Raw genomic sequence first — 22,146 nt, 5'->3', positions numbered from 1 at the left:
ACGGACCTCCGGCACCGGCGACCGCAGCCCCTCGGCCAGCGGGTCGAGCCCGTCGCCCGCCCGCGCGAGGGCCCAGCGCAGGGCACCGGCCACACTCGGGTCCGGCTCGCCGAGCACCGCCTCGACCAGGGCCTCCACCGGAACCGGCTCCGCCCCGGCCGCGGACAGCGCCGCCCGCTGGCGTGTGTCGGCGCTGCTGGAGCCCAGCGCCTGGAGGAGGGCGACGGTACGCAGGACCTCCTCCCAGTCCGCCGGTTCGGCGGCCCCGATCCGGTCCAGCCGGGTCAGCAACTCCGTCTCGCTCGCGATCCGTTCACGGGTGCGGCGCGCCAGGTCGGCGACGAGCCCCGCCGGGCTGAAAGCGGGATCGTCCAGGGCCCGCCCCACCTCTCGCAGCGACAGCCCGAGGGAGCGCAGGCTCTCGATGTGGAAGATGCGCCGGACGTCCTCGCCGGAGTACTCGCGGTAGCCGGCGTCGTTGCGCCCGGTGGGCCGCACCAGCCCCAGCGCCTCGTAGTGGCGGAGCATCCGGGTGCTGACCCCGGACCGCCGCGCCACCTCGCCGATCAGCACCGTGCCTCACCCCTTCCCGTCGTCCGTTCCGAGAGCCACCCTGCGCTTCGCCTCCTCGATCGCGAAGTCGAACCCGGCATCCGGGTCACGCCGCAGCTCCTCGGTGGCCAGCGCGTGCTCGCGGACCCGGGGCTCGGGGTGCGCGGCGGCGGCGCCCAGGGCGGCTCCGGCCGCCTCGCCGAGGGCGATCAGCGCCCGGCTGAGGCTCAGCCGGGTCTCCCGCCCGCCGCGCCCGAGCTGCCCGGTCAGCACGGCGGCCAGTGCGGCCCGCTCGTCCTCCGGCACCAGGGCGACGGCGGCCCGCCAGGCCGTGCGCGCCACCTCGTCGTCCGGGTCCGTCAGCAGCTCCCGGCCGATCGCCGGCCACGCCCGCCGGTCGCCCGTCTTGGACAGCGTGTGCAGGGCCTGGCTGCGCGCCTGCGGACGCTCCGAGCGCAGTTCGTCCATCAGCCGGGGCACGGTGAGCGCCCGCGGATGACGGGTGAGCGCCCAGGTCAGCATCTCCCGCACGGAGAAATCGGGTTCGCTCGCGCACCGTTCGACGAGCCGGTCCACCAGCCGCTCGTCCGGTGCCGAGCCGACCGCCAGCGCGGTCCGCAGCCGCACCGACGCGTCGCCGTGCGCCAGCCCGCGCAGCACGCGCGCCATGTCCGTCTCCTCGTGCGTCCCGGCCATCGGAACCACCTCCCGGCGGCTCAGTGAAACGCTTGACACCGTGACAAGGTCAAGCCGGTACGCGTTTCGGTGCCACCGGTCCGCGATTGGCCTTGGTTCTCCGCCGGAGGCCGCGCCTACCGTCGGGCGCATGAGGATTCGCATCGTGGACGCGTTCACCGACCGCCCCTTCACCGGCAACCCCGCAGGCGTGCTGCTGTTCGGCCCGGAGGGCTTCCCCGACGACGGGTTCCTCCAGCGGGTCGCCGCCGAACTGAACCTCTCCGAGACCGCGTTCGCCCATCCGCTGCCGGAGGGCGGCGACGCGGACTGGGCGCTGCGGTGGTTCACCCCGGTCACCGAGGTGGACATGTGCGGCCATGCCACGCTGGCCACCGCGCACGTCCTGCACACCACGGGCGCGGCGAGCGGCCCGGTCCGCTTCGCCGCCCGGTGCGGCACGCTGACCTCCACCGCGCACCCGGACGCCTCGTACACGCTCGACTTCCCGACCGCCCCGCTGACCCCCGAGCCCGTGCCGGACGGTCTCGCGGAGGCCCTCGGCGCCCGCCCGGTGTCGGTGCACGACACGGGGGCGCAGGTCGGGGACCTGCTGGTGGAGCTGGCCGACGAGGCGGCGGTACGGGGGCTGGCCCCGGACTTCGCGGCGCTGGCCCGCCTCTCGCGACGGGGTGTCATCGCCACGGCCGCCGCCACGCCGGTCCGGGCGTACGACTACGTGTCACGGGGCTTCTTCCCGGCCGTGGGGATCGACGAGGACCCGGTGACGGGCAGCGCCCACACCGCCCTGGCCCCCTTCTGGTCGGCCCGGCTCGGCCGCGACACGCTGACCGGGCTCCAGGCCTCCGCGCGTTCGGGCCTGGTCCGCACCACGCTGCGCGGGGCGCGGACCCTGCTGACGGGGCGCGCGGTCACGGTGCTGGACGGCGAACTGCTCGCCGCCCCGTAGGACCGGGCCGGGCCGGGTCACGGGGTGGGCAGCCAGTCCACGCGTCCGGCGAGGAGCGCGTAGCCGACGAAGGCCCCGATGTCGAGGAGGGCGTGCGCGGCGACCAGCGGGCCCACCCGCTGCCAGCGGCGGTACAGCAGGACGAAGACGACGCCCATCACCATGTTCCCGATGAACCCGCCGATGCCCTGGTAGAGGTGGTACGAGCCGCGCAGCACGGAGCTGGCGACCAGGGCGGCGGTCGGCGTCCAGCCCAACTGCCCCAGCCGGCGCAGCAGGTACCCGACGACGATGACCTCCTCCAGGACGGAATTCTGGAGGGCCGACAGGATGAGGACGGGGAACTTCCACCACACGTCGGGCAGCGACTCCGGGACCACCGTGAGGTTGAACCCGGCGGCCCTGGCCGCGAGGTAGAACGCGAGACCGGCGCTGCCGATGCAGGCCGCGACGACCGCGCCGCGCACCGTGTCCCGGCCCGGCCTGCTGCGGTCGAAGCCGATGACGCGCAGCCCCGCGCCCTCCCGGACGAGGAAGTGCGCGACGAGGGCGACGGGCACCAGGGCAGTCGCGATCCCGAAGAGCTGCCAGGCGAGATCCAGCCAAGGGCGGCCCGGAGCGTAGGAACTGTTGAGCGTCGCCGCCTGGTCCTTCAAACCCCCTGGTTTCGTCAGTGATCCGACAAAACTGATCAGGGCAGACACGCCGCTCGCGCCCAGCGAGAGCGCCAGTACCAGCACCGTCTCGGACCGGAGGATCCGTCGTGAAACGGCCTCCTGGGGAAAACAATCGGCCACTTGCCCCGCCTCCACCTGTACACCTGCTCTCCGTTGTGCATTCGCGTCCCACACCCCTCACCGCCCCGCTAGGGTCTCGAATGCAGGTACGAAGATCATGCGCGACAGGCCGGGGGACGAGCACCATCGCCTTGGGTGCGGTTCCCCCTTTCCTTGTACATCCTCAAGGAGGGGCACCACCGACATGGGACGCCACAGCATGCCCGACGACCGCTCATCGGCCTCGGGCGGGGACCGCCCACCGCGCCGCCGTACCGTGGTCGTCGCCACCCTGCTCGTCCTGGCCGTCGCGGGCGGGGCGGCCGTCGCGGCGCAGGGCGGCCTGCTCTCGTTCTCCACGTCGTGCGAGGAGAACGCCATCCGGCTGTCCATGATGGCCTCGCCGGACATCGCGCCCGCCGTGCGCGCCGTCGCCGAACGGGCCCGCGAGGACGAGGTGCGCGCCGACGGCCGCTGCATCGACGTGCACGTGGTGGCCCGTGACTCGTACAAGGTCGCGGCCGCGCTCGCGAAGGGCACCGGCTCGCCCGAGTACCAGATATGGCTGCCCGACTCCGATCTGTGGGTGAGCCGCGCCAAGGGCGACGGGTCGGGCGTCGCGACGTCCCCCGGCGACTCCGTCGCCACCTCGCCGGTCGCCCTCGCCGTGGTGCCCGACGCCGCCAAGCGCCTGGGGTGGCCCGGAAAGACGTACACCTGGGCGACCTTGATGGGCGCCGCCACGGAGTCCGGCCGGGTGCGCCTCGGCGCCGCCGACCCCGCCCGCTCCGCCACCGGCCTGCTGGCCCTGAACAGCATCGGCGTCTCCTCGGCGAAGCAGGGCGGGGACAGCGACACCCGCGTCGCGGCCACCGCGAAGCTGCTGGCCCAGCGGATGTCGGACGGCGACGCCCAGGTGGTGGCCACGCTGCCGCAGAACGGCTCGGCCGCCGAGCAGGGCAACCCGGCGCGCAATCAGGCCGTGCTCCTCTCCGAGCAGGCCGCCTTCGCGCACAACGCGGAGTCGACGGGCGACGGCCGGCTGGGCCTCTTCTACCCCGAGGACGGCACCCCGCTGCTCAACTACCCGTACACGCTGGTCGACGCGCAGCACCGGTCCACGGCGGAGAGCCGGGCCGCGTTGCGGTTCATGATCCTGCTCGGCGAGGACGCGTCCCTGCGCGTCCTGCGGGAGCACGGCTTCCGGGACACCTACGGCACCGCTGACGCCAAGCTGGTCGCGGCGGCCGGGGGCAAGGCCCCCCAGCCCTCCGGCGCGACGCCGCCGCCCGCCCCCTCGGACGACACGCTGCGGGAGACGCTGGGGATGTGGACGGTCACCGTCCAGAGCGCCCGCCTGACCACCGTCGTGGACGCGTCCGGCTCGATGGCCGCCACCGTGCCGGGCCGCGGCCGATCCCGCATGGACGTCACCAAGGCGTCGCTGATCCAGGCGCTCGACCAGTTCACGCCCGACGACGAGATCGGGCTCTGGGAGTTCGCGACCCGGCTCGACGGCGACAAGGACTACCGCCGGCTGGTGACGACCGCCCGCCTGGGAGACCCCGCCGAAGGCGGCACCCACCGCGAGAAGCTCGCCGCCGCGTTCGCCGCGCTGAAGCCGGTGCCGGACGGCGCGACCGGTCTCTACGACACCGCGCTCGCCGCGTACAAGGAGGCGCAGCGCACCTACGTGAAGGGCAAGTTCAACGCGGTCGTGATCCTCACCGACGGCTCCAACCAGGACGAGCACTCCCTGAGCCGGGCCGCCCTCGTGGAGAAGCTGAGGTCCCTCGCCGACCCGGACCGCCCCGTCCCGCTGCTGGCCATCGCGGTCGGCCCGGAGGCGGACCGCGAGGAGCTGGCCGAGATCGCCGGCGTGACCGGGGGCGGCGGCTACCAGGTCAACGACCCGGCCGAGATCCAGGCGGTGATCCTGCAGGCCGTGATGACGGCAGGCCAGGGAGCCCGTCCGGCCGGGGACTGACCGTCACGGGGGCGGGCCGCATGCCCCGGGGCAGCCATCAGAGCACCGGGCCGACCCTCACAGCGCCGGGATGTCCGACGGCCAGCTGTGCACGGGTTCGCCCCCCTGCATCAGCTCGCCGTAGCGCCGGGTCATCGCGGCGAGCGCGGCGCCCCGGTCCAGGCCCGCCTCGCGCGCCCGGTGGTAGGTGTCCGCCTGCCAGGAGGCGCCGTTCGTACGCCGCTTGCAGCGCTCCTCGATGATCCCGAGGTAGTGGTCCCGGTCCGCCGGCTCGACGTTCCACGCGTCGAGCCCGGCGGCGGCCAGCGGCAGCAGCTCGTCGCGGACCAGCTTCGCCACGGGCACCCGGGTGAGACCGCCCGAGCGGCCGGGCCGCGGCCACAGCAGCTCCGCCTCGATGCCCTGGCGGCACGCGGTCTCGAAGTTCTCCGCGGCGGCCGCGAAGGGCATCCTGGTCCACACCGGGCGCGACTCCTCGGCGAGGGCCCGGACCAGGCCGTAGTACAGCGCGGTGTTGGCGATGACGTCGGCGACGGTCGGGCCTGCGGGCAGCACCCGGTTCTCCACCCGCAGATGGGGGACGCCGTCGACGACGCCGTACACCGGGCGGTTCCAGCGGTAGACCGTGCCGTTGTGCAGGACCAGTTCCTTCAGCTGCGGCACCCCGCCGTCGGCGAGGACGCGCAGCGGCTCCTCCTCGTCGCAGATCGGCAGCAGCGGGGGGAAGTAGCGCACGTTCTCCTCGAAGAGTTCGTACGCGGAGTCGATCCACTTCTCCCCGAACCAGGTCCGGGGCCGCACACCCTGCTCGCGCAGTTCGGGCGGCCGGGTGTCCGTGGCCTGCTCGAAGAGCGGCGGGCGCGACTCGCGCCACAGCTCCCGGCCGAACAGGAAGGGCGAGTTGGCGCCCAGGGCCACCTGGACGGCCGCCACCGCCTGCGCCGCGTTCCACACCGCGGCGAAGCGTTCGGGGGTGACCTGGAGATGGAGCTGGAGCGAGGTACAGGCGGCCTCCGGCGTGATCGAACCGGCGGAGCAGACCAGCCGCTCGACGCCTTCGATATCCACCGAGAAATCCTCGCCGCGCGCCGCCACCATTTGATCGTTGAGGAGGGCGTAGCGGTCGCCGTCGGACAGGTTGGACCGGACCATGTCGTCGCGGCCCAGCGTGGGCAGGATTCCGATCATCATGATCCCGGCATCGACCTCGCCGGCCTTGCGGTCGGCATATCCGAGGCCGGTCCTCAGCTCTTCGGCCAGCTGGTCGAGAACACGTCCCGACAGATGGTGGGGGACTATGTTCACCTCAAGATTGAACATCCCCAGTTCCGTCTGGAAATCGTGACTCGCGATGCGCTCCAGCACCTCCCCATTCAGCATCTTCGGCATGGCGTCGGCACCCGTGAGATTCAGTTCGATCTCCATGCCCATGAGGTTGCGCGGCCGGTCGAACCGCCGCTCGGCCAGGAGCCCGGTCAGCGCCTCCAGGCACTGGTGCAGCTTCTTCCGGAACTTCTGCCGATCGGACAGGTCAAAGGCGCCCGCGACGACCTTCTCCCCCATGGATGTGTCCCTCCTCGAGTGGCCGGCGCGCGGCCGGGGCCGCTCGCATCACGATCGATAATGCCCGCAGGACGTGATCCGTAACGTTCCCGCACACGGCGCACACCCGCTAATCTGTGCGCCGGGCCCCCGGCACATTCACTCGGCATGGGCAATGGCCGGTTTCCCCGCGCTACGGACCGGTAATGCCCCGGCGGGTTTCGGCCGACCGCTGCGCGGGAAAAACCCGAGGCGGCGGCTGCGCCGCTCGCGCCGAATCAGCACGATCTCCGCATAATAAAGTCCGGATACCGCCTTGTCGGCATTAGTGGCGGCGGCTAGTGGAAACACCGTCTGAACACGGTTCGTATAAACTCCGCGGACGAGGCAGAGAGTTGACGCACCGGCTCAGTCACCGGCCCCCCTCTGGCCCCGCCCGCCGACAGCGCCGTCCGCACCCGCCCGCGCACCACCGTGTCTCCGAAGTGAGAGGCGACCCGATTATGCCGCTGCATGTTCCCCCGGCCCCGCCGCCCGCGCTGCGCAGTGTTCTCGCGGCGCTCGGTTCTCCGACCGCCGTCCGCGAAGCCCGGACGCCCGCCCTGCGGACCGCACAGGGACCTCTGAGCCCCGAACACCCGCTGCCCGTCCATGTGCTGGACCTCGCCCCGGACGCGACCGCCCCCGCCACCAGGCTCGCCGCGTGGCGCTTCCAGATCCGCGGCACCGAACGTGCGGTGGCCGCGGCGGACGCCGTGCTCACCGCGGACGGCTGGACCTTCTCGCACTTCTTCGAGGGGCCGTACATCCCCTCGACGGAGCTGGCCCTGCGTCAGGCGGAGGCGATGGGCGGCCATTACCAGCCGCGGCTGCTGTCGATCCCCGACCTCTACATGCTGGCGCTGTGGCTGCACGGCGACCCGGAGGCCGACGCCTCCTGCGGTGCCCCCGCCCCGGCCGACCTGCTGGTGCCGCTGGCACCCGCGCCGCCCGGCTTCGCGGCCCACCGCCCGCGCCGGGCCGCCGAGCTGATGCCGGTGATCACCACCCGGATCATGCCGGGCCCGGGCCCGCTCCTCGGCTCCCCGGCCCCGGCGTGAAGCCGTCCCGCCCATCCGGACTAGTCCCATCCGGCCACCCCGAACCACCCGAAGGGACAGTGCAGTTGGGCTGAACCGTCCGGGTGGGTGACGCGTCATGGGAGGAGTGGAAGCGCTGCGGCGAAATCCCTGCGGATTCGCGCCCGTGGGGCAACACTGGGAGCCGACCGATCGATACGGGGGCGGTCATGAACACGACTCCACACCGCAGCCAACTCAACTCGACGCAGCGAAAGAACCCATCCATGTGCCAGCATCAGCCACCCTGCCCGACAGCCGACTCCGCCGACCGGGAAGCCGCCCGCCAGGTGGCCCACCATCCGGAACAGGGCTGGAGCCTGCTGTGCAACGGCGTCCTGCTCTTCGAGGACACCGGTGAGCTGCTTCCGGACGGACGGATCATCGCCCCGCGCCGGCCGCCGGCGGCGAGCCGGGTGGTGAAGGCCGCCTGAGCGTCCGCGTACGGAACGAGCACGGAAAACGGGGCCGGCCCGGAGGAATCTCCGCACCGGCCCCCACGCGTGTCCGCGTCACACCGCCCCGACCGGGCGGTCCCGATCAGTTGTCGTACTCGTCCAGGGGCGGGCACGAGCAGACGAGGTTGCGGTCACCGAACGCACCGTCGATCCGGCGCACCGGCGGCCAGTACTTGTCGGCGGCCGTGACCCCGGCCGGGAAGACCGCCACCTCGCGGCTGTAGCCGTGCTCCCACTCCCCGCCCAGCGCGGCGGCCGTGTGCGGGGCGTTGGCGAGCGGATTGTCGTCCGCGCTCCACTCCCCCGTCGCGACCTTCTCGATCTCCGCGCGAATGGCGATCATCGTGTCGCAGAACCGGTCCAGCTCCGCGAGGTCCTCGCTCTCGGTCGGCTCGATCATCAGCGTGCCGGCGACCGGGAACGACATGGTCGGCGAGTGGAAGCCGTAGTCGATGAGCCGCTTGGCGACGTCGTCGATGCTGACCCCGGTCGCCTTGGAGATCGGCCGCAGGTCCACGATGCACTCGTGCGCCACCAGCCCGGCCGGGCCGTTGTACAGGATCGGGTAGTGCGGCTCCAGGCGCTTGGCGATGTAGTTCGCCGCGAGGACGGCGACCTGCGTGGCGCGCTTGAGGCCCTCGCCGCCCATCAGGCGTACGTACGCCCAGGAGATCGGGAGGATGCCGGCGGAGCCCCACGGGGCGGCCGAGATCGGACCGACGCCCGTCTCCGGGCCCGCCGAGGGCTGCAGCGGGTGGTTGGGCAGGTACGGCGCCAGGTGCGCGCGCACGCCGACCGGGCCGACGCCCGGACCGCCGCCGCCGTGCGGGATGCAGAAGGTCTTGTGCAGGTTCAGGTGCGAGACGTCGCCGCCGAACCGGCCGGGCTTGGCCAGCCCCACCAGCGCGTTGAGGTTGGCGCCGTCCACGTAGACCTGGCCGCCGGCGTCGTGCACCTCGGCGCAGATGTCGGCGACGTGCTCCTCGAAGACGCCGTGCGTCGACGGGTAGGTGATCATGAGGACGGCCAGCTCGTCACGGTGCTGCGCGATCTTGGCCCGCAGGTCCTCGATGTCGACCTCGCCGTCGTCGGCGGTCTTGACGACGACCACCTTCATGCCGGCCATCACGGCGCTGGCGGCGTTGGTGCCGTGCGCCGAGGACGGGATGAGGCAGACGGTGCGCTTCTCGTCACCGTTGGCGCGGTGGTACGCGCGCACGGCCAGCAGCCCCGCGAACTCGCCCTGCGAGCCGGCGTTCGGCTGGATGGAGACCGCGTCGTAGCCGGTGACCTCGGCCAGCCGCTCCTCCAGCTCACGGATCAGCGTGAGGTAGCCCTCGGCCTGCTCGGCGGGCGCGAACGGGTGCAGCGCGCCGAACTCCGGCCAGGTGATCGACTCCATCTCGGCGGTCGCGTTCAGCTTCATGGTGCAGGAGCCGAGCGGGATCATGCCGCGGTCCAGCGCGTAGTCGCGGTCGGCCAGCTTGCGCAGGTAGCGCAGCATGGCGGTCTCGGACCGGTGCTGGTGGAAGACGGGGTGGGTCAGGATCTCGTCGGTGCGCAGCAGCCCCTCGGGCAGCGCGTCCCCGGTGGTGGCGTCCAGCGCCTCGATGTCCCCGTCCGCGCCGAAGGCGGCCCAGACGGCGGCGATGTGCTCACGGGTCGTGGTCTCGTCGCAGGCGAGCGAGACGGTGTCGCCGTCCACCAGGCGCAGGTTGACGCCGCGCTCCCGGGCACCGGCCACGACCTCGCCGGCCCTGCCGGGGACGCGGACGGTGAGCGTGTCGAAGTAGGAGCCGGTGACGACGTCCGCACCGGCGGCGCGCAGCCCTGCGGCGAGGATCGCGGTGTAGCGGTGGGTGCGCCGGGCGATGGTGCGCAGGCCCTCCGGGCCGTGGTAGACGGCGTACATGCCGGCCATGACGGCGAGCAGCACCTGAGCGGTGCAGATGTTGCTGGTGGCCTTCTCTCGGCGGATGTGCTGCTCGCGGGTCTGCAGGGCCAGCCGGTACGCCTTGTTGCCGTCCGCGTCCACGGAGACGCCGACGAGGCGGCCGGGCAGGCTGCGGGCGAACTTCTCGCGGACCGCCATGTAGCCGGCGTGCGGGCCGCCGAAGCCCATCGGCACACCGAAGCGCTGCGTGGTGCCGACCGCGATGTCGGCGCCCAGGTCGCCGGGCGAGGTGAGCAGCGTCAGCGCCAGCAGGTCGGCGGCCACGGTGACGACCGCGCCCAGCTCGTGCGCCTGGTCGATCACGGGCTTGAGGTCCCGGACGGCCCCGGATGCGCCCGGGTACTGGAGCAGGACGCCGAAGACGCCGCGCTCGGCGATCTCGGCCGGGATGCCCTCGGAGAGATCGGCGACGACGACCTCGACGCCGGTCGGCTCGGCGCGCGTGCCGATGACGGCGACGGTCTGCGGGAGGGCGTCGGCGTCGACCAGGAAGACGCCGTTCTTGACCTTGCCGACGCGCCGGGACAGCGCCATGGCCTCGGCGGCGGCGGTGCCCTCGTCGAGCAGCGAAGCGCCGGAGGTGGGCAGGCCGGTCAGCTCGGCGACCATGGTCTGGAAGTTCAGCAGGGCCTCGAGGCGGCCCTGGGAGATCTCCGGCTGGTACGGCGTGTAGGCCGTGTACCAGGCGGGGTTCTCCATGACGTTGCGCAGGATCACCGGCGGGGTGAAGGTGCCGTAGTAGCCGAGCCCGATCATCGGGGCGAGGACCTGGTTGCGGTCGGCGAGCCGGCGCAGTTCGGCCAGCACCTCCGCCTCGGTCCGAGCCTCCGGCAGGCTCAGCGCCTCCGCGCTCTTGATCACGTCGGGCACGGCGGCCGCGGTCAGCTCGTCCAGCGAGCCGTACCCGACCTGCGCGAGCATCTTCGCCTGCGCCTCGGCGTCGGGGCCGATGTGGCGCTGCTCGAAGGGAATGCCCTGTTCCAGGTGCGAGAGCGGGGTGCGACGGGGGGTCATGGTGGAGGGCCTCCTGGTCTGTCACGACCTGCGAGGGCACCGCTGCTCCGGTGCCCGAACGGCCTCCCCCTCTGTCATCTCAACCTGAGAGCTTCACCGGCACCGCGCGGGCGCCGGCTTTCACCGTCGGTGAGGGAGGCCCCGCCCGGCCCACGGCCGCGCACAACCCGCCCTGCTTTCCAGAGTGACCTCGTCCGTGCGGTACAGGGGCCTGAGAGATTCCGGGGAGGAGTTGCTCCTTCGGCGCCGCCCGGATCTTCTCCGGACGACTCTCCCGCACGGGGTCAGCAGCCATGGCCAGCGTACCAGCGGGGTACACGACGAGAATTCTCGAGTGGCCAAGACCACGGAACTGCACTTCTGTAGTCCCTGTGGACAGCCGCGACCAGTGTGGGAGGGACCGTGCAGACCGATATCGACCCGCGCAGCCTGATCGGCCGCAAGGCTTTCGACCGCAAGGGCACCAAGATCGGGACCGTGGACGAGGTGTACCTCGACGACGCGACCGGGGTACCCGAGTGGGCGGCCGTGCGCACCGGCCTGTTCAGCCGTGACGCCTTCGTCCCGCTGGAGCCGAGCGAGTTCGTCGACGACACGCTGCGCGTGCCCTTCGACCGGGCGCTGATCAAGGACGCGCCGGACTTCGGGGTGGGCCGCCACCTGTCGCCGGAGCAGGAGCTCCAGCTCTACCGGCACTACGGTCTGGACGCGGCCCCCGCCGCGCCTCCCCCGGACCGTGACTTCGGCCGGCTCGCGGGCCACGAGGAGTAGTCGGGGGCGTCCCTGACCAGCGGCAGCGGGTCGGCGGCGCGCAGCTCGGGGTCGTCGACCCGGAACGTGCGCACCCGGCCGGGCGCCGACCACGGTTCCTCGAACCGCACGGTCACCCGGCCGACGCCGCTGCCCTGCACCCAGCCGTGTCCATACGTCTCGTGCCGTACGTCGTGGCCCGCGGGCCAGCGGCGCGCCGCGAGCTGCTCGGCGTCCTCCGGCTCCGGCTCGCCCTCCTCCCGCTCCCCGCCGCCCGTCTCCTCGGGTGTCCCGGTGTCGTCCGGCTCCGCCGCCCGCTCCCCGGCGGCCTGGGCGAACAGGTCCTCCTGGGTGAAGTCGGCGAGCCCGGTGACGCCGACGCCCAGCAGCCGCACTCCCCCGGTGGTGTCGACGGACTCCAGCAGCCGGGCGGCGGACTCCCGGACCACGGCGGGGTCGTCCGTGGGCCCGCGCAGCGTCTCGGAGCGGGTCAGCGTGGAGAAGTCGTACCGGCGGACCTTCAGCACCACCGTGCGCCCGGAGCGGCCGGCGGCCCGCAGCCGCTGGACGCACCGGCCGGCCAGCCGCTCGACCTCCGTGCGCACCCGGACCCGGTCGTGCAGGTCCATGTCGAAGGTGTCCTCGACGGAGACGGATTTGGCGTCGCGCTCGGCGACCACGGGCCGGTCGTCGAAGCCCAGCGCCATGCGGTGCAGCGACGCGCCGTGTGCCTTGCCCAGCAGCCGGATCAGCTCCGCCTCGCCAGCCTCGGCGAGGTCGTCCACCGTCGTCATGCCGGCCCGCCGCAGATGGTCCGCGGTCGCCGGGCCGACGCCGGGCAGCGTGCGCACCGGCATGGGCGCCAGATGCGTCCGCTCGGTGCCGGGCGCGATCAGGTGTATGCCGTCGGGCTTGGCCTCCTCGGAGGCGATCTTGGCGAGCATCTTGGAGCCGGCGAGCCCGACGGAACCGCTCAGTCCGGTCACCGCCTCGATCGCCTCGCGCAGCTGCCGGCCGATCTCCAGGGCCGACGGGGTGTCGTCGGCCGTGCCGCCCGCTTCCAGGTCCACGAAGGCCTCGTCCAGGCTGAGCGGTTCCACCAGCGGTGAGAGCCGGCGCAGCAGCTCCATGACCTGTTCGCTGACCGTGCGGTACAGGGTGAAGCGGGGCACCAGATAGGCGGCGTTCGGCGCCAGCCGCCGGGCCTGCGCCATCGGCATCGCCGAATGCACCCCGAACCGCCGGGCCTCGTACGAGGCGGTCGCGACGACGCCGCGCGGCCCGAGACCGCCGACCACGACGGGTTTGCCGCGCAGGCTCGGCTTGGCCGCCTGCTCCGCCGAGGCGTAGAAGGCATCCATGTCGAGATGCAGGATGGTGGGCGCGGCTCTCACATCTGCCGATGCTGCCCTACGCCACTGACAATCGCCCCGCCGCCACGGCCGCCGCCCGGCCGCGCAAGGGCCCCGGAGGGCTCAGACGGCCCTGTTGCGGCGCCTGGCGAGCTCGTCGGCGGGATTGTGCCCGATGAGCGTCTCCCCGGTGTCCACGCGCTCCCCGTGCAGCTGCGAGAGGGCCGCGTCCACGTCGCGCCACACCACTCCGACGGCGATGCCGAAGACGCCCTGGCCGCCCTGGAGCAGATCGACGACCTCGGCGGGCGAGGAGCACTCGTAGACGGTGGCCCCGTCGCTCATCAGCGTCATGCGCTCCAGGTCCTGGAAGCCGCGGGCCCGCAGGTGTTGGACGGTGGTGCGGATGTTCTGGAGCGCGACGCCCGTGTCGAGGAAGCGCTTCACGATCTTCAGCAGGACGACGTCCCGGAAGCTGTAGAGCCGCTGGGTGCCCGATCCGTACGCCGGCCGGACACTCGGCTCGACCAGTCCGGTACGCGCCCAGTAGTCGAGCTGCCGGTACGTGATCCCCGCCGCCGCGCAGGCCGTGGGGCCGCGATAGCCGATGTCGTCGGCCGATGCCACGCCGCCCCCCGCCACCACCGCGGCCGGCGCGGCCGACTGCCTGATGGTCCGGTCGGCCGTACTTCCCTGCTGCGGATACGACGACGCGCCCGCCGCCGTACCGTCGCCGCTGCTGCTCACGCCGACCTCCGTCCTTGACCTGCCCACTCGAAGGTAGGCAGTCACCTGGGGTGCGTCAACGATCGCCACACTCGGCACGCCGAGTGATAACCACCCCGAGGGTGGTTTCGCGTGACCGTTGACGGGGAAAGGCTGACCGGTTGTACCGGCGGCGCCCCACGGACGGCGTCACTGGCTGTTGTTCGTACCGAAGTCCTCCGGAGAGATCTGGTCGAGGAACTCGCGGAACTTCTCCACCTCGTCCTCCTGCTCGTCGGGGATGGCGATCCCCGCGTCGTCGAGGACTCCGTCACTGCCGTAGATCGGCGTGCCGGTGCGCAGGGCGAGGGCTATGGCGTCGGACGGCCGCGCACTCACCTCGACACCGCCGGCGAAGACCAGCTCCGCGTAGAAGACCCCTTCGCGCAGGTCCGTGATGCGGACCTCGGTGAGCTCCTGGCCGACGGCCTCGAGCACATCCTTGAAGAGATCATGGGTCAGCGGCCTGGCCGGAGCCATGCCCTGCTGGGCGAAGGCGATCGCGGTCGCCTCGCCAGGACCGATCCAAATGGGGAGGTACCGGTCGCCTCCCACTTCACGCAGGAGCACGATCGGCTGGTTGGAGGGCATTTCCACCCGGACACCCACAACGTCGAGCTCGTTCACACAGCAACCCTAGGACGTGCTCGGCAGGTTTGGGTAGTCGGGCTGGTCCGCCTTCAGTGCATCCGGACGTGCAGAGCGGTGTGCACCAGGGCGGAATGCAGGCGTACGGACAGCTCCGCCAGCTCCCTCGCGGTCGCCTCGGCATGGGCTCTGGTCTGCGGATTACGGTGCCGGCGCAGCGGCGCGACCACCTGCTCGATGAGGCCCGCCTCCCGGTCGGCGGCGGCCCGCATGGCCCGCAGATGACGCGGTTCCAGACCGAATCGCCCCAGATCCGCCACAAGCCTGGCGACGGTCACCATCTCGGCGTCGTAGCCGCCGTCCGGCGAGGGCACGACGAGCCCGTACGACTCCCAGGCGTCGAGGTCGCTCTCGGTGACCTCGGCGGCGACCAGCAGCTCGGCGCGGCCGATGCGAGCGGCGGTGGGCCGGCCCGGCAGTCCGAGGCCGTCGTCCTCGCCGTCCCCCCGCTCACCGTCCGCCGTGGGGAGCGCCACCTGTTCGCCGCGGGCGAGGGCGTCCAGGTGTTCGCGGATGACCTTGAGCGGCAGGTAGTGGTCGCGCTGCATGCGCAGCACCTGCGCCAGCCGCTCCACGTCGGCGGGGAGGAACTTCCGGTAGCCGGCGGGGGTCCGCTGCGGTTCGACGAGCCCTTCGGCCTCCAGGAAGCGGATCTTGGAGATGGTGACCTCGGGAAACTCCTCCCGCAGCTGCAGGAGCACCGTGCCGATGCTCATCGGCCGGTCGTCGGCGGCGGTGCCGTGTCCGGCACCGCCGCTCGGTGTTCTCAGCATGGACCTTCCTGGGGGTTCCCCCGGACGGTGTCCGGGGGCGGGTCAGATGCCCCGCTGGCTCGCGTAGAAGACCAGCCGGTACTTGCCGATCTGCACTTCGTCGCCGTTGGACAGGGCGACGGAGTCGATCCGCTCGCGGTTGACGTAGGTGCCGTTGAGGCTGCCGACGTCCCCGACGGTGAAGCTGCCGTCCGCGTTGCGGCGGAACTCCACGTGGCGGCGCGAGACCGTCACGTCGTCGAGGAAGATGTCGCTCTGCGGGTGGCGGCCGGCCGTGGTCAGCTCACCGTCCAGCAGGAACCGGCTGCCGGAGTTCGGGCCGCGCCGCACCACCAGGAGCGCCGAGCCGAGCGGCAGGGCGTCCACGGCGGCCTGGGCCTCGGGAGACAGCGACGGCAGGGCCGTCTGGCCGGTCGCCTCCGCCTCGTACGCCTCCAGGCCGGAGATGGAGATGGTCGACGTCGTCTCCGAGGCGCGCTCGGGGACGCCGCCCCGCAGCGGCGCACCGCAGTTGGAGCAGAACCGGCTGGCCTCGGCGTTGCGGTGGCCGCACCTCGTACACACCGGCATGGACGAAGCCTCCTGGCTCGGGGCTCCGAAACCTATTCCGCCCGCACCGGCAGGGTCAACGGACGACGCGCCAGGGCCACCCGGACGGTCACCCCCCTGGCCCGCGACCTGGTCGCGGAAGAGCGGACGGTCCGCGCCCTGCTCGTCGGGCTGACCATGGCGCGGCGCGCGATGGCGCGCGGCCTCGTCGCGAGCGCTCTTGCCGAACAACTTCCCAAACAACTTCACGGGCGATTCCCCTTGACCGAAACAGACCCGCCCGTGGGGCAGGACGAACCCTGAATGAACACACCTGCCGACCCGGACATCTGCACAACGTCCGTATGCTCTCGACAGTTTCCACCACGTGCCACGATTACGATGCGGCGACCCCCCGCAACCGTCCGCTCGTGTTCCCCGGCGCACGGACGTCCGGGGATCACCGGCCCGACGACCGAGCGTAGTCAGGCTGCTCCGCCCGTCGCAAGGCGTCCACGACGATGTCGTCGGCGCGGGCCACATGCACCGTGGCCTGCTCCTTCTCCAGAGTCTGCACCACCCCGCCGGGGATGTTCAGCGCCGGTTCCAGATCCTGCGGCTTGCCGATGACCTTGAACACGTACGGCGAGGAGATCTTGCGCCCGTCGGCCTTGACCGCGCCGGCGTCGCCGGAGAAGTACGTGTTGGCCACCACGCGCACGCCGTTGACCTCGACGGCCTCCGCACCGGCCGCCCGCAGTTCCTGGAGGGCGTCGAGCAGCATGTCCGGCCGCACGGCGCCGCCGGGGTCGTTGACGGTGAGCGTGATCCCCGGCCCGTGGGCGGCCACGGTCCCAGCCAGCACGCCGAGTTGCCGCTCCTTCTCGACCGTCTGCTTCCGGGCCTCCTCGGCCTGGTCGGAGCTGTTCTCCAGTTCCGTGCGCTGGTCGTCGAGGCGCTGCTTCTCGTCCTCCAGCCGCTGGGTGCGGTCGTCCACCTCGTCGAGGATGCGCACCAGGTCCTCCTGGCGGGCACCGCGCAGGGCGCTGTTGTCGCTGTTGGACCGCACCTGGATGGCGAGACCCAGCCCGAGCCCGAACAGCAGCAGCGCGACGATGAGTTGGGCGCGGGTGATCCGGGGCGGCCAGAGGCCGGCGATCAGCCGCTGACGCCCGGTGAGTTCCGGGGCGGCGTCGGCCGGCCGCTCGCCGGGCCGTTCGCCGCCGTCGTTGAACGTGTCGTTGCTCATCGACATCAGGCCCGGAAGACGTGTCGGCGGATCGCGGCGGCGTTGGAGAAGATCCGGATGCCCAGGACGACCACGACGCCCGTGGACAGCTGGGCACCGACGCCCAGCTTGTCGCCGAGGAAGACGATGAGGGCCGCCACGACCACGTTCGAGAGGAACGAGACCACGAAGACCTTGTCGACGAAGATGCCGTCGAGCATGGCCCGCAGCCCGCCGAAGACCGCGTCGAGCGCGGCGACGACGGCGATGGGCAGATAGGGCTCGACCACCGCCGGAACTTCGGGCCGGACCAACAGTCCGACCACGACTCCCACGACGAGGCCCAGTACGGCGATCACGATGTGCCCTTCCCTGTGTCTGCGGCCCGGTAGGGCTCCGCTGTGCGTACGATCAGGCTCGGGGCGGCCGGAAGGTCCATCTTCTCCTGGACGGAGATGCTGGTCCTGATGTCGAAGGTGTCCTTCAACGCCTTCAGGTACTCGCCGTCGGCACTGTCCCGGAAGGCCGCGCCCAGCTTCTTGCCGTCCCCCACCGCGAGCACCGAGTACGGGGGCACGAGCGGCTTGTTGTCGACCAGTATGGCGTCGCCCGCGGCCCGGATCGCCGACAGGGCCGTCAGCCGCTGTCCGTTGATCGCGATGGCCTCGGCGCCGGACTCCCACAGGCCGTTGACCACGCGCTGCATGTCCCGGTCCCGGACCCGCCCGTTGTCGGAGAACCCGCTGGTCTCACGGGGACCGCCGCCGCCCTGGGCGCTGTCCTTCGCGTCGTCGACGACGACCTTCAGGCCCGGCCCGCGCACGGGCGTCGCCCCGGAGAGGAGCGCCACCACCCGGCCCTGGTCTCCCCCGTGTTCCTGCAGGGCCTCGCGCTGGCGCCGGCTGACGTCGTCGCGGACCTTCTCCACCTGGTTCTCCAGGGCGTCGGCCGCCGACGTCTCCGCGTCGATCCGGTCGATGAGTTCCTGCCGCTCCTTCGCCAGCACCGGCGCGGTCACCCGCGCCTGGGCGGCGCCGAGCGTGACGACCAGGGCGGCCAGGACGAGGCAGGCCGCGAACCCCAGCCGGGCCCGGAGCGTCCGGGGTGTCCCGGATCGCCCGTCCGCCGCACGCCGCGCGGCGGCCTCGGCGTACCCGTCGTCCAGGCTGTGCTCCATCACGTTGGTCAGCAGCAGCATGGACGCGTCGGGGCGCTTGGGCGGCGGGGCCGTGCTCCGACCGGGGGGCTGCTGCGACATGCCGCACATAGTCGCATGTCGCGGCGGCTTACGCCGAATGGCCCCTCCGAGGGTCCGCCGGACCGCCTCGGGGCGGGCCGGTCCGGCGCCGGGACGGGCGGTACGTCCACCCGCCCCGGCGCCCCTGCGTCAGTCGCCCGCGCTGTCCACGACGGCCGCCCATTCGTCGAGCAGTGCCTCTGCGGACGCGTCGTCGGGGCCCTCGGCCCACAGATGGGTGACGGCTTCCGCCGGGTCGGGCAGCACCATGACCCAGCGCCCGTCCGCCTCCACCACCCGTACCCCGTCCGTGGTGTCCACGTCCCGGTCGCCCGCCGCCTCCACGACGCGGCGCATCACCAGGCCCTTGACGGCCCACGGGGTCGCCAGGTCCCGGCGCAGGACATGGGCGCGCGGGATGCGGGCGTCGATCTGGCTGAGCGTGAGCTGCGTCCTGGCGACGAGCCCGATGAGCCGGACGAACGCGGCGGTTCCGTCGAAGACGCTCGCGAATTCGGGAACGATGAAGCCGCCGCGCCCGTCTCCACCGAAGATGGTGCCTTCTTCACGCCCCACCCGGGTCAGGTCGTCGGGCGACGTGGTCGTCCACTCGACCTGTGTGCCGTGGTACGCGGCGACCTGCTCGGCGACCCTGGTGGTGGTCACCGGCAGCGCCACCCGTCCGCTGCGCCGTTCGGCGGCGACGAGGTCGAGCATGACGAGCAGCGCCCGGTCGTCCTCCACGATCCGGCCCCGCTCGTCGACCAGCGAGAGCCGTTCGCCCACGGGGTCGAAGCGGACGCCGAAGGCCGCCCGCGCGGAGGAGACGATCTCGCCGAGGCGCACGAGGCCCTTGCGCCGGCCCTCGGCCGTCTCGGTCGGCCGGGACTCGTCGAGTCCGGGGTTGATGGTGAGCGCGTCCACGCCCAGCCGCCCGAGGAGACTCGGCAGCACGAGACCGGCGCTGCCGTTGGAGGCGTCCACGACGACCTTGAGCTGGGCGTCGGCGATCCCGGTCGTGTCCACGTTCCGCAGGAGGGAGCCGGTGTACGAGTCGAAGACGCTGGACGGGAAGTAGATGTCGCCGATCTCGCCGGGGAACGCGCGCCGGTACTCCTGCCGGGCGTACACCCGGTCGAGCTTCCGCTGCCGTGCCTGGGAGAGGTCCGCTCCGCGTTCGTCGAAGAACATGATGTCGACGGAGTCGGGCACGCCCTGCGAGGTCCGGATCATGATGCCGCCGGCGCTTCCGCGCGCGGTCTGCTGCCGCGCCACGGGCAGCGGTACGTTCTCCAGGTCCCGTACGTCGATGGCGCTGGCCTGGAGCGCGGAGATCACCGCGCGTTTGAGGGCGCGGGCGCCTCTGGAGTGGTCGCGCGCGGTGGTGACCGTGGACCCCTTCTTGAGGGTCGTGGCGTACGCGCCGGCCAGCCGGACGGCCAGCTCGGGCGTGATCTCGACGTTCAGGATTCCGGAGACCCCGCGGGCGCCGAAGAGGTGGGCCTGGCCGCGGGACTCCCAGATCACCGAAGTGTTGACGAAGGCGCCGGCCTCGATGGTCTTGAAGGGGTAGACGCGGACGTTGCCCTGGATGATCGATTCTTCGCCGACGAGGCACTCGTCGCCGATGACCGCGCCGTCCTCGATCCGGGAGGCGCGCATGATGTCGGTGTTCTTGCCGACGACGCAGCCCCGCAGGTTGCTGTGGTCGCCGATGTACACGTTGTCGTGGACCACGGCCTTGTGCAGGAAGGCGCCGCTCTTGACGACGACGTTGGAGCCGATGACGGTGTGTTCCCGGATCTCCACGCCTGCCTCGACCTTGGCGTAGTCCCCGATGTAGAGCGGGCCGCGCAGGACGGCGTTGGGGTGCACGTCGGCGCCTTCGGCGACCCAGACGCCGGGCGAGATCTCGAAGCCGTCGATCTCGACGTCGACCTTGCGCTCCAGGACGTCGGCCTGGGCCTTGACGTAGCTCTCGTGGGTGCCGACGTCCTCCCAGTAGCCCTCGGCGACGTAGCCGTAGATGGGCTTGCCTTCCTTCATCAGCTGCGGGAAGACGTCTCCGGACCAGTCGACGGAGGTGTCGGCCTCGACGTACTTGAAGACCTCGGGCTCCATGACGTAGATGCCCGTGTTCACCGTGTCGGAGAAGACCTGGCCCCAGGTGGGCTTCTCCAGGAAGCGCTCGACCTGGCCCTGCTCGTCGACGATCGTGATGCCGAATTCGAGCGGGTTGGGCACTCGGGTGAGGCAGACGGTGACCAGACCGCCCTTTTCCTTGTGGAACGCGATCAGGTCCGTCAGGTCGAAGTCGGTGAGCGCGTCGCCGGAAATCACGAGGAAAGTGTCGTCCTTCAGCGCCTCTTCGGCGTTCTTGACACTTCCGGCGGTCCCGAGCGGCTTCTCCTCGTTGGCATAGCTGAGCTCCATTCCGAGCTCCTCGCCGTCCCCGAAGTAGTTCTTCACGAGAGAAGCGAGGAACTGGACGGTCACCACCGTCTCATTGAGTCCGTGCCGTTTCAGCAGCCGGAGCACATGCTCCATGATCGGCCGATTGGCGACGGGCAGAAGTGGTTTGGGCATGCTCGAGGTCATGGGGCGAAGGCGAGTGCCTTCGCCGCCAGCCATCACGACGGCCTTCATGTCGGAAACGTCCTCCTTGAGAGACGACGGTCGAGCCGACTTCACCCGTCAGGGCAGATTCTGTGTGATCAGCCGCGGGCCGGCAACGCTGCACGGCACCACATCAACGAGCTCAATCGGCTACTGCATCCGCCTTGACGAGGCGGCGGACCTGAACCACGTACAAGATTCCTGCCCACCAATACAGGGTTGTACCCCACCCTGCGAACGCCCATCCGAAAACAGTTGCCACCTCTGCCAGCCAACCACCTCCGTCGCTGAGCAGCAACAAGGGGAATGCGTACATGAGGTTGAACGTGGCCGCCTTGCCCAGGAAGTTCACCTGCGGCGGCGGATAGCCGTGGCGGCGCAGGATTCCCACCATCACGAGGAGCATCAGTTCGCGGGCGAGTAGCGTGAGAGTCAGCCAGAGGGGCAGAATCTCGCGCCAGGTGAGGCCGACGAGCGTCGAAAGAATGTAGAGCCGGTCGGCGGCGGGGTCGAGCAGCCGGCCCAGGCTGCTGATCTGGTTCCAGCGCCGCGCCAGCTTGCCGTCGAGGTAGTCGCTGACCCCGCTGAACATCAGGACCAGCAGCGCCCAGCCATCACTCTTGGGCCCGCCGAACTCGGGGCGGAGGATCAGCCACAGGAAGACAGGTACGCCGACCAGGCGCGCCATGCTGAGGATGTTGGGGATGGTGAGTACCCGGTCCGTCTGAACGCGGGTCTCCTGGACCTCCACCCGAGGGCCTCCTGTGTCAAGAACGTGCCAACGATGCCTCATGACCCTACCCTCAGCCCCGGCCGGCGAACGCACAGGGGTGGCGCGGGGAGGGGCCGGGAACGCAGAAAAGCCCCGTGCCAGCGGCACGGGGCTTCCCCACAATGATTGTTCGGCGGCGTCCTACTCTCCCACAGGGTCCCCCCTGCAGTACCATCGGCGCTGAAAGGCTTAGCTTCCGGGTTCGGAATGTAACCGGGCGTTTCCCTAACGCAATGACCACCGAAACACTATGAAATTCTGAACAGAACCGGACATAGACACGGCTGTTCGTTATTTCAGAACTAACACAGTGGACGCGAGCAACTGAGGACAAGCCCTCGGCCTATTAGTACCAGTCAGCTCCACCCGTTACCGGGCTTCCACATCTGGCCTATCAACCCAGTCGTCTACTGGGAGCCTTAACCAATCAA

The 22,146-nt window shown here is 71.4% G+C and carries 20 protein-coding genes, 2 rRNA genes and 1 riboswitch; of the genes, 5 read left to right on the top strand and 17 right to left on the bottom strand.

Going from position 1 to position 22,146, the window contains the following annotated elements; translation table 11 throughout:
* Together MHW47_RS15640 and MHW47_RS15635 are read right to left on the bottom strand one after the other, a co-directional pair.
* On the bottom strand, positions 1-573 hold a 573-nt coding region (locus tag MHW47_RS15640), incomplete at its 3' end, for a MerR family transcriptional regulator (RefSeq protein ID WP_239223789.1).
* A 6-nt stretch (positions 574-579) separates the two neighbouring features.
* Positions 580-1,248: a HEAT repeat domain-containing protein gene (locus MHW47_RS15635; protein WP_239223787.1), complete on the bottom strand. Its 669-nt coding sequence runs from the start codon at positions 1,246-1,248 to the stop codon at positions 580-582.
* Between the two features lie 130 nt (positions 1,249-1,378).
* On the opposite strand from MHW47_RS15635, the gene MHW47_RS15630 reads away from it, so the two are divergent.
* Positions 1,379-2,197 carry a PhzF family phenazine biosynthesis protein gene (locus MHW47_RS15630; protein WP_239223785.1) on the top strand — a complete coding sequence of 273 codons (819 nt, stop codon included), beginning with the start codon at positions 1,379-1,381 and terminating at the stop codon, positions 2,195-2,197.
* A gap of 17 nt (positions 2,198-2,214) precedes the next feature.
* Here the strand turns inward: MHW47_RS15630 and MHW47_RS15625 are convergent, their stop codons facing one another.
* Positions 2,215-2,994, bottom strand: coding sequence for a CPBP family intramembrane glutamic endopeptidase (locus MHW47_RS15625; RefSeq protein ID WP_239223783.1), 780 nt, complete (start codon positions 2,992-2,994; stop codon positions 2,215-2,217).
* A gap of 199 nt (positions 2,995-3,193) precedes the next feature.
* Between MHW47_RS15625 and MHW47_RS15620 the strand changes: the two genes are divergently transcribed.
* Positions 3,194-4,960: a substrate-binding domain-containing protein gene (locus MHW47_RS15620; protein WP_374230095.1), complete on the top strand. Its 1,767-nt coding sequence runs from the start codon at positions 3,194-3,196 to the stop codon at positions 4,958-4,960.
* Positions 4,961-5,017: 57 nt separating this feature from the next.
* On the opposite strand, the gene MHW47_RS15615 is transcribed toward MHW47_RS15620, so the two are convergent.
* Complete coding sequence (locus MHW47_RS15615; protein WP_239223779.1) at positions 5,018-6,523, bottom strand: glutamate-cysteine ligase family protein; 1,506 nt, start codon at positions 6,521-6,523, stop codon at positions 5,018-5,020.
* 482 nt (positions 6,524-7,005) lie between these two features.
* Here MHW47_RS15615 and MHW47_RS15610 point away from each other — a divergent pair, with 482 nt between their 5' ends.
* The gene (locus tag MHW47_RS15610; RefSeq protein WP_239223777.1) at positions 7,006-7,602 is read left to right on the top strand and encodes a hypothetical protein; all 597 of its coding nucleotides are present in this window, start codon (positions 7,006-7,008) and stop codon (positions 7,600-7,602) included.
* A 245-nt stretch (positions 7,603-7,847) separates the two neighbouring features.
* Positions 7,848-8,054 (top strand): DUF5999 family protein, encoded by a 207-nt coding sequence (locus tag MHW47_RS15605; protein ID WP_239223775.1) that lies wholly within the window; start codon positions 7,848-7,850, stop codon positions 8,052-8,054.
* Positions 8,055-8,160: 106 nt separating this feature from the next.
* On the opposite strand, the gene gcvP is transcribed toward MHW47_RS15605, so the two are convergent.
* Positions 8,161-11,046 carry an aminomethyl-transferring glycine dehydrogenase gene (gcvP, locus tag MHW47_RS15600; protein WP_239223773.1) on the bottom strand — a complete coding sequence of 962 codons (2,886 nt, stop codon included), beginning with the start codon at positions 11,044-11,046 and terminating at the stop codon, positions 8,161-8,163.
* Positions 11,047-11,235: 189 nt separating this feature from the next.
* Positions 11,236-11,333: riboswitch (glycine riboswitch) on the bottom strand.
* Positions 11,334-11,448: 115 nt separating this feature from the next.
* Here gcvP and MHW47_RS15595 point away from each other — a divergent pair.
* Positions 11,449-11,817, top strand: a complete 369-nt coding sequence (locus MHW47_RS15595) for a PRC-barrel domain-containing protein (RefSeq protein WP_239223772.1) — start codon at positions 11,449-11,451, stop codon at positions 11,815-11,817.
* Here the strand turns inward: MHW47_RS15595 and MHW47_RS15590 are convergent.
* The 12 genes from MHW47_RS15590 to MHW47_RS15535 all read right to left on the bottom strand — a co-directional run.
* Positions 11,742-13,190, bottom strand: a complete 1,449-nt coding sequence (locus MHW47_RS15590) for a DNA polymerase IV (protein ID WP_239223771.1) — start codon at positions 13,188-13,190, stop codon at positions 11,742-11,744. The two genes, MHW47_RS15595 and MHW47_RS15590, sit on opposite strands and share 76 nt — an antisense overlap.
* Before the next feature lie 81 nt (positions 13,191-13,271).
* On the bottom strand, positions 13,272-13,790 hold the full coding sequence (locus tag MHW47_RS15585) for a MerR family transcriptional regulator (protein WP_239223793.1): 519 nt from the start codon (positions 13,788-13,790) through the stop codon (positions 13,272-13,274).
* A 273-nt stretch (positions 13,791-14,063) separates the two neighbouring features.
* Positions 14,064-14,540, bottom strand: a complete 477-nt coding sequence (locus MHW47_RS15580; RefSeq protein WP_026171779.1) for a bifunctional nuclease family protein — start codon at positions 14,538-14,540, stop codon at positions 14,064-14,066.
* 53 nt (positions 14,541-14,593) lie between these two features.
* Positions 14,594-15,334 (bottom strand): MerR family transcriptional regulator, encoded by a 741-nt coding sequence (locus MHW47_RS15575; RefSeq protein ID WP_239223770.1) that lies wholly within the window; start codon positions 15,332-15,334, stop codon positions 14,594-14,596.
* Positions 15,335-15,376: 42 nt separating this feature from the next.
* Complete coding sequence (locus MHW47_RS15570) at positions 15,377-16,174, bottom strand: FHA domain-containing protein (RefSeq protein WP_239223791.1); 798 nt, start codon at positions 16,172-16,174, stop codon at positions 15,377-15,379.
* Between the two features lie 148 nt (positions 16,175-16,322).
* On the bottom strand, positions 16,323-17,111 hold the full coding sequence (locus MHW47_RS15565) for a DUF881 domain-containing protein (RefSeq protein WP_239223769.1): 789 nt from the start codon (positions 17,109-17,111) through the stop codon (positions 16,323-16,325).
* A gap of 5 nt (positions 17,112-17,116) precedes the next feature.
* Positions 17,117-17,449, bottom strand: coding sequence for a small basic family protein (locus MHW47_RS15560; RefSeq protein ID WP_003970459.1), 333 nt, complete (start codon positions 17,447-17,449; stop codon positions 17,117-17,119).
* Positions 17,446-18,348, bottom strand: a complete 903-nt coding sequence (locus MHW47_RS15555; RefSeq protein WP_239223768.1) for a DUF881 domain-containing protein — start codon at positions 18,346-18,348, stop codon at positions 17,446-17,448. The genes MHW47_RS15560 and MHW47_RS15555 overlap by 4 nt, the downstream gene beginning before the upstream one ends.
* A gap of 129 nt (positions 18,349-18,477) precedes the next feature.
* A complete protein-coding gene (locus tag MHW47_RS15550; RefSeq protein WP_239223767.1) occupies positions 18,478-20,973 on the bottom strand; it encodes a mannose-1-phosphate guanyltransferase in 2,496 nt (831 codons plus the stop codon).
* A gap of 112 nt (positions 20,974-21,085) precedes the next feature.
* On the bottom strand, positions 21,086-21,694 hold the full coding sequence (locus MHW47_RS15545) for a CDP-alcohol phosphatidyltransferase family protein (RefSeq protein ID WP_239223766.1): 609 nt from the start codon (positions 21,692-21,694) through the stop codon (positions 21,086-21,088).
* A gap of 149 nt (positions 21,695-21,843) precedes the next feature.
* Positions 21,844-21,960: ribosomal RNA gene (rrf, locus tag MHW47_RS15540) — 5S ribosomal RNA — on the bottom strand.
* Positions 21,961-22,041: 81 nt separating this feature from the next.
* Positions 22,042-22,146, bottom strand: a 23S ribosomal RNA gene (locus MHW47_RS15535); the annotation flags it as partial.

The sequence above is a fragment of the Streptomyces sp. OfavH-34-F genome (assembly GCF_022347745.1).
GTDB lineage: Bacteria > Actinomycetota > Actinomycetes > Streptomycetales > Streptomycetaceae > Streptomyces.
This window is presented reverse-complemented; position numbering and strand designations above follow the sequence as displayed.

Bases quoted from the DNA above. Each gene is read 5' to 3' on its own strand.
- gcvP (WP_239223773.1), bottom strand. From the start codon at position 11,046: ATGACCCCCCGTCGCACCCCGCTCTCGCACCTGGAACAGGGCATTCCC.
- MHW47_RS15630 (WP_239223785.1), top strand. From the start codon at position 1,379: ATGAGGATTCGCATCGTGGACGCGTTCACCGACCGCCCCTTCACCGGC.
- MHW47_RS15605 (WP_239223775.1), top strand. From the start codon at position 7,848: ATGTGCCAGCATCAGCCACCCTGCCCGACAGCCGACTCCGCCGACCGG.
- MHW47_RS15565 (WP_239223769.1), bottom strand. From the start codon at position 17,111: ATGAGCAACGACACGTTCAACGACGGCGGCGAACGGCCCGGCGAGCGG.
- MHW47_RS15615 (WP_239223779.1), bottom strand. From the start codon at position 6,523: ATGGGGGAGAAGGTCGTCGCGGGCGCCTTTGACCTGTCCGATCGGCAG.
- MHW47_RS15610 (WP_239223777.1), top strand. From the start codon at position 7,006: ATGCCGCTGCATGTTCCCCCGGCCCCGCCGCCCGCGCTGCGCAGTGTT.
- MHW47_RS15555 (WP_239223768.1), bottom strand. From the start codon at position 18,348: ATGTCGCAGCAGCCCCCCGGTCGGAGCACGGCCCCGCCGCCCAAGCGC.
- MHW47_RS15550 (WP_239223767.1), bottom strand. From the start codon at position 20,973: ATGAAGGCCGTCGTGATGGCTGGCGGCGAAGGCACTCGCCTTCGCCCC.
- MHW47_RS15635 (WP_239223787.1), bottom strand. From the start codon at position 1,248: ATGGCCGGGACGCACGAGGAGACGGACATGGCGCGCGTGCTGCGCGGG.
- MHW47_RS15620 (WP_374230095.1), top strand. From the start codon at position 3,194: ATGCCCGACGACCGCTCATCGGCCTCGGGCGGGGACCGCCCACCGCGC.
- MHW47_RS15575 (WP_239223770.1), bottom strand. From the start codon at position 15,334: ATGCTGAGAACACCGAGCGGCGGTGCCGGACACGGCACCGCCGCCGAC.